The following is a 16,934-nucleotide window of genomic DNA, read 5'->3' on the forward strand; positions in this document are numbered from 1 at the left end:
TCGCCTATTTATGGGGAATAACCAAGTTTCATAGACTCTGCCTTGCCTAAAAACCGAACATACGGCTGAAAATTCAACCATTAAAAATCAACACACCCAAGAGATTATGAGAGGTGGTAATGCATTAAATAGTGTAATTTTACTACTCACTTTTAGCTAAGCCATACAATAACAGAGCCTTTTTATGAAAACAGAAATTCGCTACCGCTTTGAAACCTCGCAAGTTGCTAACCGCTTTGTGCATGTACTAAAAGATTGGCCCGTAAACCAAGTTAAAACTCGCCTATTTAATGGCGGCGACAGTGTAAAAGTCACTTACGAGTATGATGAAAGCGGATTTGATTACACCTCTGCCGAGCTAGATGATTTAGCAGAGCAACACGGTGGTAAAGAAGTTTAAGCACTTAACAACAAAAAGCTATTACAGCCCAATTAGCCATTAACTTTGCTTTAATGGCTAGCGCGTTTTATCACTTTACGTTTTATTCGTGATATTTACGGATCATCGCCACTTTACCGTTTTCAACTTCTATTACTTCCATCATTACTGATGTGTACTCTATTGGCTGCTTACTTTGCGGATGAATACCCTTAGCGTGTTTTTTATAACGAATCGCAAAGCCGCTATCGTTAAATACAAAGGTATTAAGCAGCTCGCTTTCGTATAAGGTGTGCGCGCCTAAATAAAAACGCATGCCCTTACGCATTAGTTTTTTACCCTCTGCAGTGCGAGAGTCATCTACTTGATACGGTATGTGCTGGCTGCCTACATCGTCTGTTAATAAATTAAGGTAAGCTTCAAGCTCTTTTTCACTTGCGTTAGGCGCTTGCGTGGCGGTCATTGTGTTGTAGTAATGCTGTGCAAATTTGTTTAAGTCCAGTGCCTTTTCAGCATTAACCGAAAAGGTACTCACTAATAGCAAAGCTAATGTAAATAGTCGTTTCATCACTTCTTCCTTGTAGTTAAAAGTATAGATTTATATATAGGTACACTATATTCACATGTTCAAAAATAAAACAAATACTTTTAAGTTAATAAACCTACATTTTGCTTTTTACTCTATTGGTTGCCACGCTGTTGGCTGGATCGTCGGGCCAAAAATGCTTGGGATAACGTCCTTTCATTTCTTTTTGTACATCGCGATAACTACTAGCCCAAAAGTGCGCAAGATCTTGCGTAAGCTGTAATGAGCGCTTACCTGGCGAGAGTAACTCCATAAGCAGTGGCAGCTTGCCATTTGCAAGCATTGGCGTACTTGTTAAACCATACACTTCTTGCATGCGCACGCTAAGTTTTGCGGGGCCATCTAGCTGGTAATTAATTTTTATATTTGAGCCACTCGGTACCGTTAACCTAAGCGGTAACAGCGTTTTTAGGGCTGTTTGCTGTGTCCAGTCAAAACAATTTTGCAGTGCTTCAAAGTAGTTAAACTTTTTAAGCTGCTCCAGCGTTTTTATATCCTGTAAATATACGCCTAACCAATCATCAGCTGTTTTGATAAGTTGCTGCTCGCTTATTGCCGGGAACGTATCTGGCATAAACTGACTGGCTAAACTCATGCGAATTAATAATTGCTGCGCATCGGGTTGTTCATTAAATAATGCAAAGCCGTGCTTAGTAAATAAATTAAGCCACGCTTTGGCGCGCTCGGTTTTATCAAGCTTTTGCTTACTTGGTTGGCTTGTAAGGGTAATAGCGCCGAGCTTTACTTCGTCTTGATGGATAAAGCGCGCGGTTTTTTCATCAAACTCACAGCGGGTAAGCGTAGTAAACAAATGCGGTAAGTAATCTTGTAGCTCAAATGGGCTAAGTGCGGTGGCTGCAAAAATACGCGTGCCTTTATGGCCGCCCATGCTTGCAATAGCAAGGTAGTCATCGTTATGCCAGTAATCGGTGTTTAAATCAGCGCCCGCACCATTGGCAAGTAAGTAGCCATTGCCGCGTTTTTTTGCAATGCGGTCGGGGTAAGCTAATGCCACCAGCAAACCTAAATACTCGGTGTTTAGCTCGCTGTTACTGTCGGTTACTTTTAAACGGCTTTGCCAGTATTTTAACTGCTGTTTAAATACTGGGTGTGGCCTTTGTTGTTGGCTATGTAGCGCCAAGCTTAGCTCGTTGGCGCTGTTTATTCGGCTCTCAAGCAGTGCCACTAAATAAAGTGCTAAGCGATAAATACCAGGGAGTTCTGCCTCAAGCGCTTGCGCTTTTAAAAGCATATGCGCTAAGCGAATATCCGCCCCAAAACCCAGCATTTTACTACCCAATTTAGTGAGCTTACCTTTGGAGTCGATAGCTTCAAGCATGGTTAATAAGTTTGCCGCTTGCGTGCATTGCTGCGCTGTTGGCGTATCAAGCAAGGTGAGTTCGCTAATATTTGCGCCCCACTGTTTTGCCTCCAGCATAAGTTGGCTTATGTCTGAGGTGAGTATTTCTGGGCTATCGTGGCTATTACGTCGCTCAAAGGTTTGCTTTGAGCCAAGCCTGTAAACAACCCCTGGCTCTATTCGCCCTGCACGCCCCGCTCGCTGCACAGCAGAGGAGCGCGATATACTTTGTGTTGTAAGCTCAGTTACGCCTGTTTTCAAGTTAAACGTTGCGGCGCGGCGTTTGCCGCTATCAATAACAATACGAATGCCTTCAATGGTTAAACTGGTTTCGGCTACATTGGTGGTAAGCACAATTTTGCGCATACCTTTAGGCGCAGGGGCAATCGCCGCTTGCTGATTGGCTTTATCTTGCTCGCCAAATAATGTGGCAACTAAGCAGTTACTTGGTAAATCATTAAGGGCCTGCTGCACACGTACTATTTCAAATTGCCCAGGTAAAAATACTAATGCACTGCCGCTTTGCTCATTGAGTGCTTGCTTAACGATATTAGGAATGGCATCTAACCAGCGGCTCTCATCTTTTATTGGTATATATACTTCGTCTATGGGGTAACTACGCCCGCTTGATTGTATAACCGGGCAATCAAAAAATTGCGTATAGCGCTCGGTATCAAGGGTGGCCGACATAAGTAGTATGGTTAAATCGTCGCGCAGCGCACTTTGGGTCTCTAAAGCAAAGGCCAGTGAAGTGTCTGCTGCAATTGAGCGTTCATGAAATTCATCAAATATCAGTAAATCTATATCGCTTAATTCGGGGTCGTTTTGTAGCATGCGAGTAAGCATACCCTCGGTGACTATTTCAAGGCGCGTATTACTGCTTACTTTACTCTCGCCGCGTACTCGCAAACCAACACTCTGCCCCACTTTTTCGTTTTGGCACTGTGCTAAGTAATTGGCAATATTACGTGCTGCTAAGCGGCGCGGCTCAAGCATTACAATACGTTTAAAATGGCCGTCGCGCATAAGCTGTAGCGGCAACCAGGTTGACTTACCTGCACCAGGCGGTGCTTGTAATAACGTTATGGGGTTACTTTGTAATGTAGTTAGAAGTTGTTGATATATGTTTTGAACCGGCAGCACTGCTATTTATCCAAAATTGCTTTGTGTGCATTGTAACAAAAACCAATAATAAACGCGCCGCAAAAGCAGATGAGTTTACGCGTATCCATAATCAGAAATAATTACAGACCGCTCTGTACATTTTTTAAGAACATACGTGTTGCAATAAAAGTAACGCTTCGCTTAAATATATAAATAAATGATTATAAACACAAAATAAAAAGTTTAACTGATTGGTACACGCTTTGCTCCTTTTATACTGAACGTTAATTAAAGCTAAGTAAGGAGATACTTATGAACAACGATCGTATGAAAGGTAATTGGAACGAGCTTAAAGGTAAGGCGCAACAAAAATGGGGCGATCTTACTGACGACGATTTAGACAAAATTGAAGGTAGCCGTACAGAGCTAGTGGGTAAAATCCAGCAGCAGTACGGTAAATCTAAAGAAGAAGCAGAGCGCGAAGTAGACGAGTTTGAAAAAACTCACTAATCGCTAACTTCTGAAAAAAACCGCCATTTGGCGGTTTTTTTGTTTAACGGCTAAAATAAAAGTACGTTTGTTTACGCTTTTAATTGATTACCTATAGGCAGTTGCCTAATGCGTTTACCACAAGCTGCAAAAATAGCGTTACACAATGCAGGGGCGTAAACCGGTGTTGCGGGCTCCCCTACACCAGCAGGTGGTGCATCGCTTTGTATTATTTCTACTTCTACCTCTAAAGGTGAGTCGCTCATACGTGGTACGCGGTAATCATGAAAATTACTTTGCTGCACGCGGCCTTTATCAAAGGTAATACCCTCGCTTATTGCGGTTGTAATACCGTAAATAGAGCCACCTTGCGTTTGATTTTTAACGGTATCGGTGTTTACTACCGTACCTGCATCAATAGCCACCCACGATTTAATCACGTTTAAATCACCAGCGTCGGATACCTCTACCTCAACCACAGTAGCCACATAGGTTAAAAAGCTGCGGTGCGCTGCAATACCTAACCCGCGACCTTTTGGCAGCTTTCGGCCCCATTTGCTTATATCGGCTACTTTTTCAATAACATGGCGTAATTTACCAATATCTAATGGGTAAACATCTTTATCGCCGCCATAGTTATCGTACGAGGCATTTTGCTCGGTTACATCTAAAATGCGATCAGGGCCTATGGTTTCAAGTAAATAGTCTTTTTGGTCGCGCCCTGCTTTGTGCGCCGCTTCAGCAATAAATGACTGAATAGCAAAAGCATGAAAAATATTTGATACCGAACGCATCCAACCTACTCTTGTTTTAGCGGGTGCTTCGCCGTTTTCTAACTTTAAGTTAGGTGAGTTTATGGGGTTATCGGTAAAGCCCAAGCGCAGCTCAAAACCTGCAGGCGACGTTGCCCCTTCTTGAAAGGTCGACATAATTGGCGAAAACGCCGTACGGTGTAAGTAAGCCTCAATATTACCTTTTTCATCTAGTGAAGCTTCAATATGTTGAGCCGATACCGCATGATAAAAACTGTGCTGAATATCATCCTCTCGCGTCCACTGTACGCGTATAGGTTGTCCTACTTTCATTGAAATGTAGGCAGCTTCTGCTGAAAAATCAGGTTTTGATTTACGCCCAAAACCGCCACCTAACATGGTGACATGCACGTTAATTTGGCTCTCCTCCATACCAAGTAACGCAGCTACGGTTTTCATATCAGCTTGTGGGTTTTGTGTTGCAGCCCAAATATCTACCCTGTCTTTATTGTACATTGCAGTGGCGCAAGGTGGCTCCATAGGTGCTTGAGCCAAATGCGGCGCGTAATAGTCTGCTACTAACTTATTGCTCGATTTAGCCAATACGCTGGCGGTATCGCCTATGTCGCGCACATGCGCTTGCGGCTCATTCACTGTTTGTAATAACGACTTTTTAAAGTTCTCTGAATTATAATCGCCGTTTTTACCATCATCCCACACCACCTTTAGTGCTTTACGCGCCTGCCATGCAGCCCAGGTATTTTTAGCAACAATAGCAATGCCGCCTTTTGGCTGAAATTGCGGCGCACCTTTTGGTACAGGCATTTCAATAACATCAACTACGCCATTAATTGCTTTAGCGGCGCTGGCATCAAACGATTTAACCACACCACCTACTACCGGTGGGCGCTCAATCATAGCCACCAGCGCCTTTGGTTCGCGAACATCAGCAGCAAATGTGGCTTTACCGGTTACTAAATCGGTTAAATCTATGTGCGCCATACCGGTATTTATATAACGCCATTCTTTACGTGTTTTAAGTGTTAACTTGTCTGGCTCTGGCGGGGTAATACCAAGCGCGAGGTCAATTAAGTCTTTATAGGCAAGCGTTTTACCCGAGCTGTGGGTTACCACGTGCTGATTAGCTGTACAGGTTTGCGGCTCAACGTTCCAATATTTAGCGGCTGCGTGCTGCATCATATAACGTACACTTGCGCCCATTTCGCGCAGGCGTTGCATGTTGTAGCGAATACTGCGCGAACCATCGGTATTTTGATCCCCATATTTAGGGTCGCCCTTACCTTGAATAACAACCACTTTATCCCACGCGGCTTCCATTTCGTCTGCCACAATTTGGGCAATGGCGGTACGAATTTGTTGGCCCATTTCAGAGCGGTGGCAGGTTATTTCAACCATGCCATCGGGGCGCAGCGCTATAAATAAGTTGGCACGTTTTGCTTGCTCAGACGGTTGTTCTAACACGCCTGCAAACGCTTTTGGTGCACTGCCTACAAAATAAGTGCCTAATACTAATGCGCCTATTGCGCTGGTTTTTAAAAATTGGCGACGGTTTAGGTCAAAGTACGTATTGTCGTTTTTCATACCTCTTCCCCTTGTTCATTTGGGTCAAAATATTCAACGCCCGCAATGGTTTTAGCCGCCGACTTAATTGCTTTATGAATACGCGGATACGTGCCACAACGACAAATATTGCCCGACATATTACTCACTATTTCATCATCAGTGGGGTTTGGGTTAGCGGCTAATAAGCTTGCCGCTTGCATTATTTGTCCGCACTGACAAAACCCACATTGCGGCACTTTATGCTCAACCCAGGCTTTTTGCACGGGGTGGTCGCCTTGCTCGCTTAACCCTTCAATAGAGGTAATAGCACGCCCAGCCACAGCCGATACCGGTAATATGCACGAGCGCTGCGCTACGCCATCAATGTGTATGGTGCACGCACCACACTGCGCCATACCACAGCCAAATTTAGGCCCGGTTAAATTTAATTCATCTCGAAGATACCAAAGCACCGGCGTTGACGGATCGCCTGTAAACTCATGTTTATTACCATTAACGGTAAGCGTGATCATATTTAACTCCTTGGCAAAGCGCTTTAAAGGAATGCCTTGTTGCGCGAGAACGGTTTGAATACTTGCTACTTTTTTAGCCTACCACTTAGGATTGGTTTATTGAAATTTTTATCGGCGAACCGCCAACCTATAGCTGTTATTAAGTGGCAGCTTTATTAGATAGAGATAAGAAGGGTTTACTGATTTTACTTAGTACTTATAACTGACTCATTTAATAACTGCTCATCATTTTTATATACTTCAAGCCAACCAGGTGGCGATGTATCGCAGCCAATAATAGTAACGTGTAATATGTAACTATAGCGTCCGTTTATAAACGTATAGTGGTGATTCCCGCCGCTACCCTCAAAGGTAATATCACCGTTAAATAAAACCATATCAGGCTTATCCTTTGGCCTTTTATCACTACTCCACACTGCATAACGGTAATTTCTATCACCTAAATCATCAACGCGAATATGGTAGCTAGCCGTTTTCCAATCCAGCACTGGCTCTTCAAACGTATTAATACTTGAATGGAGTGATTGCTTGTCTTGTTCAATTAAGCGTTTAGCAAATGCCTGCTCTTTGGCTGTGTGGCTATTTATACCGATAATTTTACCGTCGGTATCTAGCCACATCACGCCGTTATTTAGCATAATGCCGCGCCAACCAACTTTATCCCAATCGGTATTAATATTAGAGCTGCCAATAATAGTAACAAGCTCCTCGTCAAACACTTTATCAAAGCGGTTAACAAACTCAGCTTCATTTTTAATGTCAGGCAATGGATATTGCCTTTTTAGAGGGTAGCGAATATGCGCAGCAATCGCAGCTTTATCCTCCGCTTTAAAAGCAGCAATAACAGGTAAAACACTCTCGTGATATTTCTGCTCAAGCGCAAATGTGTTTGATGTGAAAAATAGGGATAGGCAAAGCAATATGTAATTTAGATACTTCATGAATAGTCCTTTATCTCAGTTTTTTTATCGAAGCAGTCCGTATTAGTTTGATACTTCTTTTGCCTCAATTATTTTTTGCAATTGATTAGCTAAATGATTTATTTCAGTAATTGCCTGATATAAGTCATCTGGTAGTATAACTATTACTTCGTTGTCCTTGGTATACCCATTTCTATGGACAATATCATGTCTTATGTCGATAATTGATTTTACTTTTGTCGTGTCTATATTTATTTTACAACCAAGTACTTTTTCGTACATTTCCATGACTTTATCAATTTTGTGAAATAATACTTCACTAACGGACTTAATTGCCAACCCACTTAAATCTATTCCTGATTTAGATAAATCAAACAATGAATATTTCGTATTCCTTATTTGCTCCAAACGCTCTATCGCATTATTTAGATAGACATTGTTTTCAGATATTAAGCTTTTTATTGTGTCCCCTAAAAAAGCTTCAAGAAGTGTTACCGAGTATGAATAACACATTTTAATTATTAAGTTTTCATCTAGAGGAATTGGTTGGGAGAGTGAGTTTTTGCAAGCTCCTTTACATTGCTTAACTCTGTCATAAAGTTTTGATAAATATCAACTGAGCCATTTTCCTTTAACCATTTTATTTCTGAAACCCACTCATATTCATCATTTAAATGGTCCTGATAAGCAGAATACTCAATGATTAAACTTTGCCATTCATCCGATTCTACTGTTAAATCTTGATCGCTGAGCCTTTCACGTACCCACTTTTCAGCCTGCTTATTTTGTTCTTCAAATAAAAATTCTTTAATAGAGCTCAAAATACTTCCTTATAATTTATGTTTAAATAATGGATATATTAACTATTTATAATACTTTAGAAATAAGTTTTCTTAATAAAAACAAAAACGAGCCAATTTGGCTCGTTTTTCTTTTACTGATAGCTGACAGCTAAAACTGACCGCTTCGCTATGATTCCGGCTCATACCCCAAATTAGGCGACAGCCACCTTTCAGCCTCTGCGAGCGTCATATTAGTTCGCTTGGCGTAATCTTCTACCTGATCCTTTTGAATAGATGCTACGGCGTAGTATTTTGCCTCTGGGTGTGAGAAATACCAGCCCGAAACCGCAGCGCCTGGCCACATGGCGTATGAGCTGGTGAGCTGCATGCCAATGCGTTTTTCGGTATCGAGTAACTGCCAAATTTTCTTTTTCTCAGTGTGCTCTGGGCACGCTGGGTAACCTGGCGCTGGGCGAATACCTTGGTAGTTTTCGCGAATTAGCTCATCGTTACTTAAGTTTTCATCGGCTGCGTAACCCCAATACTCTTTACGCACTTGTTCGTGCAAGTATTCTGCAAACGCTTCTGCGAGCCTGTCGGCAACCGCTTTTACCATTATTTTATTGTAGTCGTCTTGCTTGGCATCGAACGCGTCGGCTAGGTCGTCTTCTTCTAAACCACCCGTTACGGCAAACGCACCAAAGTAATCAGGTGTGCCTTTTGGCGCAATGTAGTCAGCCAAACAATAGTTAGCAAAGTCGGTTTTTTCGGTTTGCTGGCGTAAATGGCATGAGGTAGTTAACAGCTCTTTGCGGGTTTCGTCGGTGTAAATTTCTATGTCATCACCCACGCGGTTTGCAGGGAATAAACCAATTACACCTAAAGGTTGCAAAGCACCTGACTTTTCAAGGTCGTCGAGCATGTCGTTAGCGTCTTTAAATAAGCTGCGTGCTTGCTCGCCCACTACTTCGTCATCCATTATGCGCGGGTATTTACCAGCGATTGACCACGTCATAAAGTACGGGGTCCAATCTATGTATTTACGTAAAGTCGCAATTGATACATTTTTAAATTCGGTCACGCCCAGCTTTTTAGGCACCGGTGGCGTGTAATTATCCCAATCAAGCTTGGCTGCGTTATCGCGGGCACGCTGTATGGTAACCGGTTTTGAACGTGGCTTTTTGCGCGCTTGTTGCTCGCGTACTTTTTCGTACTCGGCTTTAGTTTTTTCTAAAAAGGCCGGTTTTAGCTCTTTAGATAATAAGCTTGATACCACGCCCACTGCACGGCTGGCGTTATTTACGTACACTACGCCTTTGTCGTACTGCGGTTCAATTTTAACGGCAGTATGCGCTTTAGAGGTCGTTGCGCCGCCAATCATAAGTGGGAGCTCAAAGCCTCGGCGGGTCATTTCTTTGGCTACGTGTACCATTTCATCAAGCGATGGGGTAATTAAACCCGAAAGGCCGATTATGTCGGCTTTTTCGTCAATCGCGGTTTGTAGTATTTTTTCAGCAGGTACCATTACGCCTAAGTCGATTACTTCGTAGTTATTACATTGCAGTACTACGCCTACAATGTTTTTACCTATGTCGTGCACGTCGCCTTTTACGGTGGCCATAACTACTTTACCGTTAGTGGCGCCTTCTTCTTTTTCGGCTTCTATGAATGGGTCTAGGTAGGCCACTGCTCGTTTCATTACGCGGGCCGATTTAACAACTTGTGGTAAAAACATTTTACCTGCACCAAATAAATCCCCTACCACGTTCATGCCATCCATTAATGGCCCTTCAATTACGTGAATAGGTTTATCGGCAGCTGCGCGGCACTCTTCCGTGTCTTCATCTATAAAGGTGGTTATGCCTTTTACAAGGGCGTGCTCTAGGCGTTTTTCAACAGGCCATGTACGCCACTCTAAATCTTCTACGCGTTCGGCTTGTGCCATACCCGAAAACTTAGGGGCTATTTCTACTAAGCGCTCACCTGCACCGGGGTCAGTGTTAAGAATTACATCTTCTACGGCTTTGCGAAGTTCCTCGGGGATATCGTCGTAAACTGCAAGCTGGCCTGCGTTTACAATACCCATATCCATACCCGCTTTTATCGCGTGGTATAAAAACACCGAGTGAATCGCTTCACGTACGGGGTTATTACCCCTAAACGAAAACGAGACATTAGACACCCCGCCCGACACTTTACAGTGTGGTAAGTTTTGTTTAATTCGGCGTGTACCTTCAATAAATTCTACGGCGTAGTTGTCGTGCTCTTCTATACCGGTGGCTACGGCAAATATATTGGGGTCGAATATTATATCTTCCGGCGGAAAACCAATCTCTTCGACTAATATTTTGTAGCTGCGTTCACATATTTCGTATTTGCGGTCTGCGGTGTCGGCTTGGCCGTCGGTGTCAAACGCCATAACAACAGCAGCTGCGCCAAAGCGTTTAATAATTTTAGCTTGGCGTTTAAACGGCTCCTCCCCTTCTTTAAGCGATATTGAGTTAACAATAGCCTTGCCTTGAATACATTTAAGGCCTGCTTCTATTACTTCCCATTTAGAGGAGTCGACCATAATGGGCACTTTAGAAATATCGGGCTCTGAGGCAATTAAGTTTAAAAACTTAACCATGGCCGCTTTTGAGTCCAACATGGCTTCGTCCATGTTTATATCAATAACTTGGGCGCCGTTTTCTACTTGCTCGCGAGCCACATTCAGGGCGGTTTCGTAATCTTCTTCCATGATTAAGCGTTTAAACATGGCAGAGCCGGTTACGTTGGTACGCTCGCCAACATTGGTAAATACTGCAATTTGCTGGGTCATGTTGGCTCCTAGTTTAAGTTACAGGCTTCAAGGCCTGATAAACGCATACGAACATCAAGCTCTGGCAACGCGCGAGGTTTAACGCCTTCAAGCCCTTTGGCAAACGCACGAATATGCGCAGGCGTTGTGCCACAGCAGCCACCAACAATATTTATAAAGCCCGATTTGCCCCAGTCTATAATCTCTTTCGCCATGTCCTCTGCTTCTAGGTCGTACTCACCAAACTCATTTGGTAAACCTGCATTTGGGTGTACTGAGGTAAATGTTTCGCATACGCGCGAAAGCTCTTCTACGTATTGGCGAAGTAAATCTGGCCCTAGGGCGCAGTTAAGGCCTATAGAAAGCGGCTTAATATGGCGAATAGAGTTATAAAATGCTTCGGTGGTTTGCCCCGAAAGCGTACGCCCAGAGGCATCGGTAATTGTGCCCGAGATCATTACAGGTAATGTGCGCCCTGCTTGCTCAAACGCCTCTTCTACTGCGAATGAGGCAGCTTTTGCATTTAGCGTGTCGAAAATGGTTTCGATAAGTATTAAATCAGCGCCGCCTTCCATTAATGCAAGGGTAGACTCAACATACGCAGTAACCAGCTTATCAAAGGTAATATTACGATAGCCTGGGTCGTTTACATCTGGCGAAATTGAGCAGGTTTTAGAGGTTGGCCCTAACACACCGGCTACGTAGCGTGGTTTTTCTGGGTTTTTAGCGGTGAACTCGTCACATATTGCGCGTGCGAGTTTTGCCGACTCTAAGTTTACCTCACGGCTTATGCTTGCCATGTCGTAATCTTCCATCGAAATGGTGGTTGAGTTAAAGGTATTGGTTTCAATAATGTCTGCACCGGCGGCTAAAAAGCTGCGGTGTATATCGGCAATTAGCTCAGGTTTTGTAAGGCTTAATAAATCGTTATTGCCTTTAATTAGTACGTGCCAGTCTTTAAAGCGCTCGCCTCGGTAGTCTTCTTCTTCAAGCTTGTGAGTTTGGATCATGGTGCCCATGGCGCCATCTAAAATTAAAATACGCTCTTTTAATGCAGCGCTTAATTCGCTGTGTTTATTATTGTTTTGCACGTTATTCGGCATAGTTGTTAGTCCTCACATCTTGGCTAACTAAATTAATATCATAAGGGGTCGTTTGGTACACGTAGTAATTTAACCAGTTCGAAAACAGCAAAAAGGCATGGCTTTGCCACGTTTTTGACGGCTTTTTGCTTGCATCGTTATCTGGAAAATAGTTTTCGGGTTTTGGCGCATCAGGGCTTTTTTGTAAATCGCGCTCGTACTCTGCTTTTAATGTGTCGGCATCGTATTCTGGGTGGCCGGTTATAAACACTTGGCTGCCCGACTTATTTTTCATTAAGTAAGCGCCTACTTTTTCAGAGCCTGCCAATACCACTATATCGTCGCAGGCATTTATTTTATTTATATCTATGTGGCCATAACGTGAGTGCGGCACTAAAAAGTTGTCGTCGAAGCCACGAGTAAGTGCCCCATGATCAAAGTAACACTGGTGAGTAAACACACCACAAAGTTTATCTTCTTTTAAATCGCGTTTTAAATTGTAACGATGATACAGCGCCGCATGTGCCGCCCAGCACGAAAACAGCGTAGAGGTAACGTGCTGCTCTGCCCAATCAATAATCACTTTTAGCTCATCCCAGTACGCAACATCGTCGTATTCGAGGTGTGCGAGTGGTGCACCGGTAACAATTAACGCATCGTAGTTATTGTCTTTCACTTCTGAAAAATAACGGTAAAAGGTATCTAGGTGCTCTTCTGAGTTGCTACTACTGCGATGCGTATCTAGGCGTAATAGCTCTACATTTACTTGCAAAGGAGAATTGGCAAGCAAACGAATAAACTGCACTTCGGTTTCTACTTTATTAGGCATTAAATTTAAAATAGCCAAACGCATAGGACGAATTTCTTGCGTTTTTGCGCGACTTTTTGGCATTACAAACACGTTTTCTTCACGTAAACGGGCAATAGCCGGTAGCTCGTCTTTCACTGTAATTGGCATATTTTTTTACTCCTACTCATAAAAACCGAGAATTTATACGCTCTCATTATGAACAGTACGCTAAAAATATCAACCTCTAGATGTATAGATGTCTAAATGAAATTTATTCATGATTTTATCAGATTTACAAAAAGTTATAGATCAGGAGGAATGCATTTATATTGAAATATTTTGTTTAACTGTATTGAGGTCGCGCTACTAAAACCAGTAGCGTTATTTCAATTAAAAACGATAATTTACAGATAAATTAAGAGCGTAAATATCACCTTCGTCTGTATCAAAATATTGGTATTCAGCGCTTACTTGCCAGCGTTGAGTTAACCTATAGTCAATCCCAGTACCGTACGTTACACCGCCTTCGTCATAATTTTGCTCAGTGATTAACGTAGAATTTGTATCTGAGCCAGTTATTGATTCTGCAAGGTTTCTTATTTCACCTTCATTGTAACTTAATTTATTTCTACCATAGCCACCAAATAAAAACACATCTGCCCGAATTGAAATGGGATAATTAGCTTTCACAAATATACTTGTTTGCAAATCAAGGCTTGAGTCAATTTCGCTCTTAATAGATTCTGAGGTTAACGAACCATCTAGCGGGTTTTGAGTATAAACAAGCCCATTTAGCGGCGTTGATTCGTCATTTAAACCAAAACCTACACGACCTTCTATCGCAAAGTATCGCGAAAACTGATAGCCAAACTGGCCGTATAGTGTTGTAAATCGTATGCTATCACTCTCGTATACATCAATTTGCGTAGACCCTATCCCTACTCCTTGGTAATAACCATTTACCTGGAGTATGTCTGCTTGGCTCGAAAATGAGTATAAACCTAAAAGTAATGCCCCTAACTTTGTAACTGTTTTCATGTTCATTCCTTTAAACCTTTGTAATATTTAATTATGCGATGTTTTACAACGACTAAGAGTGGTCTGTCTGTATAATTTGCTTATACTTTACAGTTTGTAAATATACTGTACCACTTTTGTTAAAAATAAAATGTGTTTGAACAATATAAAACAATAGATTACAGAATTTTACACAATAGAAATCCTGTCATAGTGGTGTTTTAAATGGGCAAGAAAATAAAGTACCGTTTAGATTAGCGTATTGTTCTATACGCCATTCGTTGACTGTTTCACCCGTGAGCCACTACAATACAACATTGAAATTTTTATTATTATTTGAAGGCTTTCCTCCATGGTTTTACCTGATAAGTTTATATTCTCGATGAGTCGAGTATCTAAAGTTGTGCCACCTAAGCGCACAATTTTAAAAGATATTTCGTTGCACTTTTTCCCAGGCGCTAAAATTGGTGTGCTAGGTTTAAATGGTGCTGGTAAATCTACATTACTTCGCATTATGGCCGGTGTTGATCAAGACTTTGAAGGTGAAGCCCGCCCTCAACCTGGTACTAAAATTGGTTACTTACCGCAAGAGCCTGTGCTGGATGAAAGCAAAACAGTACGCGAAATAGTTGAAGAAGCTGTTGGCGAAGTAAAGCATGCCCTTAACCGCCTTGACGAAGTGTACAACGAGTACGCAATGGAAGACGCTGACTTTGACGCCCTAGCAAAAGAGCAAGGCGAGCTTGAAGCAATCATTCAAGCGCACGATGGCCACAACATCGATAACGTTTTAGAACGCGCTGCTGATGCACTTCGTTTACCTGAGTGGGATGCTAAAATTGAGCACCTTTCAGGTGGTGAGCGCCGCCGTGTTGCTATTTGTCGTTTATTACTCGAAAAGCCAGATATGCTTATTCTCGATGAGCCTACTAACCACTTAGATGCTGAGTCGGTTGCTTGGCTTGAGCGCTTCTTACATGATTACGAAGGCACTGTTGTGGCGGTAACGCATGACCGTTACTTCCTTGATAATGTAGCTGGCTGGATACTAGAGCTTGACCGTGGTGAAGGTATTCCGTGGGAAGGTAACTACTCTTCTTGGCTTGAGCAAAAAGATGCGCGCTTACAACAAGAGCAAAAATCTGAAAAAGCACGTCAAAAATCAATTGCTCAAGAACTTGAGTGGGTACGTTCAAACCCTAAAGGTCGCCAAGCTAAGTCTAAAGCGCGTATGGCGCAGTTTAGCGAGCTACAGCAATCTGATTACCAAAAGCGTAACGAAACTAACGAGCTATTTATTCCACCTGGCCCGCGTTTAGGCGACCAAGTGCTTGAAGTTAATAACTTACGTAAGAGTTTTGGCGATCGCGTATTAATCGACGATTTAAGCTTTAGTATGCCAAAAGGCGCGATTGTGGGCATTATTGGTGCCAATGGCGCGGGTAAATCAACCCTATTTAAAATGCTAAGCGGCGAAGAGCAACCAGATAGCGGCAGCATTAGCGTAGGTGAAACTGTAGAGCTTGCAACGGTTGATCAGTTCCGTGGCAATATGGACGAAAGCAAAACCGTATTCCAAGAAATATCTGACGGACAAGACGTGCTAAAAATTGGTAACTTTGAGTTCCCAAGCCGTGCGTACGTTAGCCGCTTTAACTTTAAAGGTAACGATCAGCAAAAGTTTGTGAAAGACTTATCAGGTGGTGAGCGTAACCGTTTACACCTTGCTAAGCTTTTAAAAGCGGGTGGTAACGTAGTACTACTGGATGAGCCAACCAATGACCTTGATGTTGAAACACTACGCGCCCTTGAGAACGCTATTTTAGAGTTCCCAGGCTGTGTAATGTGTATATCGCATGACCGTTGGTTCCTTGACCGTATTGCAACACACATTTTAGATTACCGCGACGAAGGCCAAATTAACTTCTTTGATGGTAACTACACTGAATACGAAGAGTGGCTTAAAAAGACCTTAGGCGCAGAAGCTGCACAACCTAAGCGTATTAAGTATAAAAAAATTGGTTAATTGTTAACTGATATAACAAACCCTGCATTTATGCGGGGTTTTTTTATGCCATTTTTTATCGCTATGGGCTATTTCCCGCTATGCTTGATTTAAATATTACAATAAAGGCAACTCGTTTTATGGAAAATCGACGTCAGTTCTCGCGTATTCTTTTTTCAACCGCGGCTCAATTAGAATTTGCAGGAGAGAGCTACCCATGCAAATTACTCGATGTATCTTTACATGGCGCACTCATTACTAAATGCGCGGCGTTTAGTGGCACAAAAAATAGCGAAGCCACCTTGCGCTTTACCTTGCCACAAAGCGATATAGAAATAAAAATGGAGGTGTTTATTTGCCACATAGAAGATAAACACATCGGCCTTAATTGCCACCATATAGATATAAACAGCATTACCTATTTAAAACGGTTAGTTGAGCTTAATTTAGCCGATGAACAATTACTTCATCGCGAGCTTGCCTCATTGATTGAATAGCGGCAATAGACTCCCTTAGTTAAGTTTATTACCATAGCGCAAACTTTATTATTGATACGGTTATGCGCCTAAACCCTCACTTACCTTTGGTCTATCACAGTAATTATTCGTTTAGCTTTGACCCTAAGCACCGATTTGTAATGAGTAAATTTGCTCATTTATATGAGCAGGTTAAAGGTTTAGGCATTGCAGGTAATAATTTAGTAGAGCCTATTTTGGGCTCCCCCGAGCCACTTGAACTGGTACACTGCGAAAACTACATTCACGATTTATGG

The 16,934-nt window shown here is 42.5% G+C and carries 15 protein-coding genes and 1 pseudogene; 5 read left to right on the top strand and 11 right to left on the bottom strand.

Annotated features, from left to right (window positions below; genetic code table 11):
• Positions 1 to 184 precede the first annotated feature (184 nt).
• Positions 185 to 400 (top strand): hypothetical protein, encoded by a 216-nt coding sequence (locus B4F91_RS04660; RefSeq protein ID WP_004587424.1) that lies wholly within the window; start codon positions 185 to 187, stop codon positions 398 to 400.
• 82 nt (positions 401 to 482) lie between these two features.
• Here the strand turns inward: B4F91_RS04660 and B4F91_RS04665 are convergent, their stop codons facing one another.
• On the bottom strand, positions 483 to 947 hold the full coding sequence (locus tag B4F91_RS04665) for a nuclear transport factor 2 family protein (protein WP_264390415.1): 465 nt from the start codon (positions 945 to 947) through the stop codon (positions 483 to 485).
• Between the two features lie 94 nt (positions 948 to 1,041).
• On the bottom strand, positions 1,042 to 3,468 hold the full coding sequence (gene hrpB / locus B4F91_RS04670) for an ATP-dependent helicase HrpB (protein ID WP_286937395.1): 2,427 nt from the start codon (positions 3,466 to 3,468) through the stop codon (positions 1,042 to 1,044).
• A gap of 273 nt (positions 3,469 to 3,741) precedes the next feature.
• Between hrpB and B4F91_RS04675 the strand changes: the two genes are divergently transcribed.
• Positions 3,742 to 3,939, top strand: coding sequence for a CsbD family protein (locus tag B4F91_RS04675; RefSeq protein ID WP_054983219.1), 198 nt, complete (start codon positions 3,742 to 3,744; stop codon positions 3,937 to 3,939).
• A gap of 71 nt (positions 3,940 to 4,010) precedes the next feature.
• Here the strand turns inward: B4F91_RS04675 and B4F91_RS04680 are convergent, their stop codons facing one another.
• From B4F91_RS04680 to B4F91_RS04720, 9 genes are all read right to left on the bottom strand, one after another.
• Positions 4,011 to 6,272: a xanthine dehydrogenase family protein molybdopterin-binding subunit gene (locus B4F91_RS04680; protein WP_286937396.1), complete on the bottom strand. Its 2,262-nt coding sequence runs from the start codon at positions 6,270 to 6,272 to the stop codon at positions 4,011 to 4,013.
• Positions 6,269 to 6,766 carry a (2Fe-2S)-binding protein gene (locus tag B4F91_RS04685; protein ID WP_024034278.1) on the bottom strand — a complete coding sequence of 166 codons (498 nt, stop codon included), beginning with the start codon at positions 6,764 to 6,766 and terminating at the stop codon, positions 6,269 to 6,271. Before B4F91_RS04685 ends, B4F91_RS04680 begins: the two co-directional genes overlap by 4 nt.
• A gap of 185 nt (positions 6,767 to 6,951) precedes the next feature.
• Positions 6,952 to 7,707, bottom strand: coding sequence for a hypothetical protein (locus B4F91_RS04690; protein ID WP_286937397.1), 756 nt, complete (start codon positions 7,705 to 7,707; stop codon positions 6,952 to 6,954).
• A 42-nt stretch (positions 7,708 to 7,749) separates the two neighbouring features.
• Entirely contained in the window at positions 7,750 to 8,199 is a 450-nt protein-coding gene (locus B4F91_RS04695; RefSeq protein WP_286937399.1) for a hypothetical protein, read from the bottom strand.
• Positions 8,200 to 8,219: 20 nt separating this feature from the next.
• Positions 8,220 to 8,507: a hypothetical protein gene (locus B4F91_RS04700; protein ID WP_286937401.1), complete on the bottom strand. Its 288-nt coding sequence runs from the start codon at positions 8,505 to 8,507 to the stop codon at positions 8,220 to 8,222.
• A 148-nt stretch (positions 8,508 to 8,655) separates the two neighbouring features.
• Positions 8,656 to 11,289 carry a methionine synthase gene (gene metH / locus B4F91_RS04705; protein WP_055252961.1) on the bottom strand — a complete coding sequence of 878 codons (2,634 nt, stop codon included), beginning with the start codon at positions 11,287 to 11,289 and terminating at the stop codon, positions 8,656 to 8,658.
• An 8-nt stretch (positions 11,290 to 11,297) separates the two neighbouring features.
• Positions 11,298 to 12,371, bottom strand: coding sequence for a homocysteine S-methyltransferase family protein (locus B4F91_RS04710; RefSeq protein WP_286937403.1), 1,074 nt, complete (start codon positions 12,369 to 12,371; stop codon positions 11,298 to 11,300).
• A complete protein-coding gene (gene metA / locus B4F91_RS04715; RefSeq protein ID WP_121637124.1) occupies positions 12,361 to 13,308 on the bottom strand; it encodes a homoserine O-acetyltransferase MetA in 948 nt (315 codons plus the stop codon). The genes B4F91_RS04710 and metA overlap by 11 nt, the downstream gene beginning before the upstream one ends.
• A 222-nt stretch (positions 13,309 to 13,530) precedes the next feature.
• The gene (locus B4F91_RS04720; protein WP_286937406.1) at positions 13,531 to 14,178 is read right to left on the bottom strand and encodes a porin family protein; all 648 of its coding nucleotides are present in this window, start codon (positions 14,176 to 14,178) and stop codon (positions 13,531 to 13,533) included.
• Positions 14,179 to 14,509: 331 nt separating this feature from the next.
• Here B4F91_RS04720 and ettA point away from each other — a divergent pair, with 331 nt between their 5' ends.
• From ettA to B4F91_RS04735, 3 genes and pseudogenes are all read left to right on the top strand, one after another.
• Entirely contained in the window at positions 14,510 to 16,183 is a 1,674-nt protein-coding gene (gene ettA, locus B4F91_RS04725) for an energy-dependent translational throttle protein EttA (RefSeq protein WP_029773845.1), read from the top strand.
• A gap of 119 nt (positions 16,184 to 16,302) precedes the next feature.
• A complete protein-coding gene (locus B4F91_RS04730) occupies positions 16,303 to 16,659 on the top strand; it encodes a PilZ domain-containing protein (RefSeq protein WP_029773844.1) in 357 nt (118 codons plus the stop codon).
• A 62-nt stretch (positions 16,660 to 16,721) separates the two neighbouring features.
• Positions 16,722 to 16,934: pseudogene (locus B4F91_RS04735) on the top strand (histone deacetylase); the annotation flags it as partial.

Source organism: Pseudoalteromonas sp. UBA6610 (assembly GCF_002433295.1).
Classification (GTDB): Bacteria; Pseudomonadota; Gammaproteobacteria; order Enterobacterales; family Alteromonadaceae; genus Pseudoalteromonas; species Pseudoalteromonas atlantica.

Excerpts from the sequence above, each read along its gene's own strand:
- B4F91_RS04695 (WP_286937399.1), bottom strand. The coding sequence starts at position 8,199 with ATGTGTTATTCATACTCGGTAACACTTCTTGAAGCTTTTTTAGGGGAC.
- ettA (WP_029773845.1), top strand. The coding sequence starts at position 14,510 with ATGGTTTTACCTGATAAGTTTATATTCTCGATGAGTCGAGTATCTAAA.
- B4F91_RS04660 (WP_004587424.1), top strand. The coding sequence starts at position 185 with ATGAAAACAGAAATTCGCTACCGCTTTGAAACCTCGCAAGTTGCTAAC.
- B4F91_RS04675 (WP_054983219.1), top strand. The coding sequence starts at position 3,742 with ATGAACAACGATCGTATGAAAGGTAATTGGAACGAGCTTAAAGGTAAG.
- B4F91_RS04730 (WP_029773844.1), top strand. The coding sequence starts at position 16,303 with ATGGAAAATCGACGTCAGTTCTCGCGTATTCTTTTTTCAACCGCGGCT.
- B4F91_RS04710 (WP_286937403.1), bottom strand. The coding sequence starts at position 12,371 with ATGCCGAATAACGTGCAAAACAATAATAAACACAGCGAATTAAGCGCT.
- B4F91_RS04685 (WP_024034278.1), bottom strand. The coding sequence starts at position 6,766 with ATGATCACGCTTACCGTTAATGGTAATAAACATGAGTTTACAGGCGAT.
- B4F91_RS04665 (WP_264390415.1), bottom strand. The coding sequence starts at position 947 with ATGAAACGACTATTTACATTAGCTTTGCTATTAGTGAGTACCTTTTCG.
- B4F91_RS04720 (WP_286937406.1), bottom strand. The coding sequence starts at position 14,178 with ATGAAAACAGTTACAAAGTTAGGGGCATTACTTTTAGGTTTATACTCA.
- B4F91_RS04680 (WP_286937396.1), bottom strand. The coding sequence starts at position 6,272 with ATGAAAAACGACAATACGTACTTTGACCTAAACCGTCGCCAATTTTTA.
- B4F91_RS04690 (WP_286937397.1), bottom strand. The coding sequence starts at position 7,707 with ATGAAGTATCTAAATTACATATTGCTTTGCCTATCCCTATTTTTCACA.
- metA (WP_121637124.1), bottom strand. The coding sequence starts at position 13,308 with ATGCCAATTACAGTGAAAGACGAGCTACCGGCTATTGCCCGTTTACGT.
- metH (WP_055252961.1), bottom strand. The coding sequence starts at position 11,289 with ATGACCCAGCAAATTGCAGTATTTACCAATGTTGGCGAGCGTACCAAC.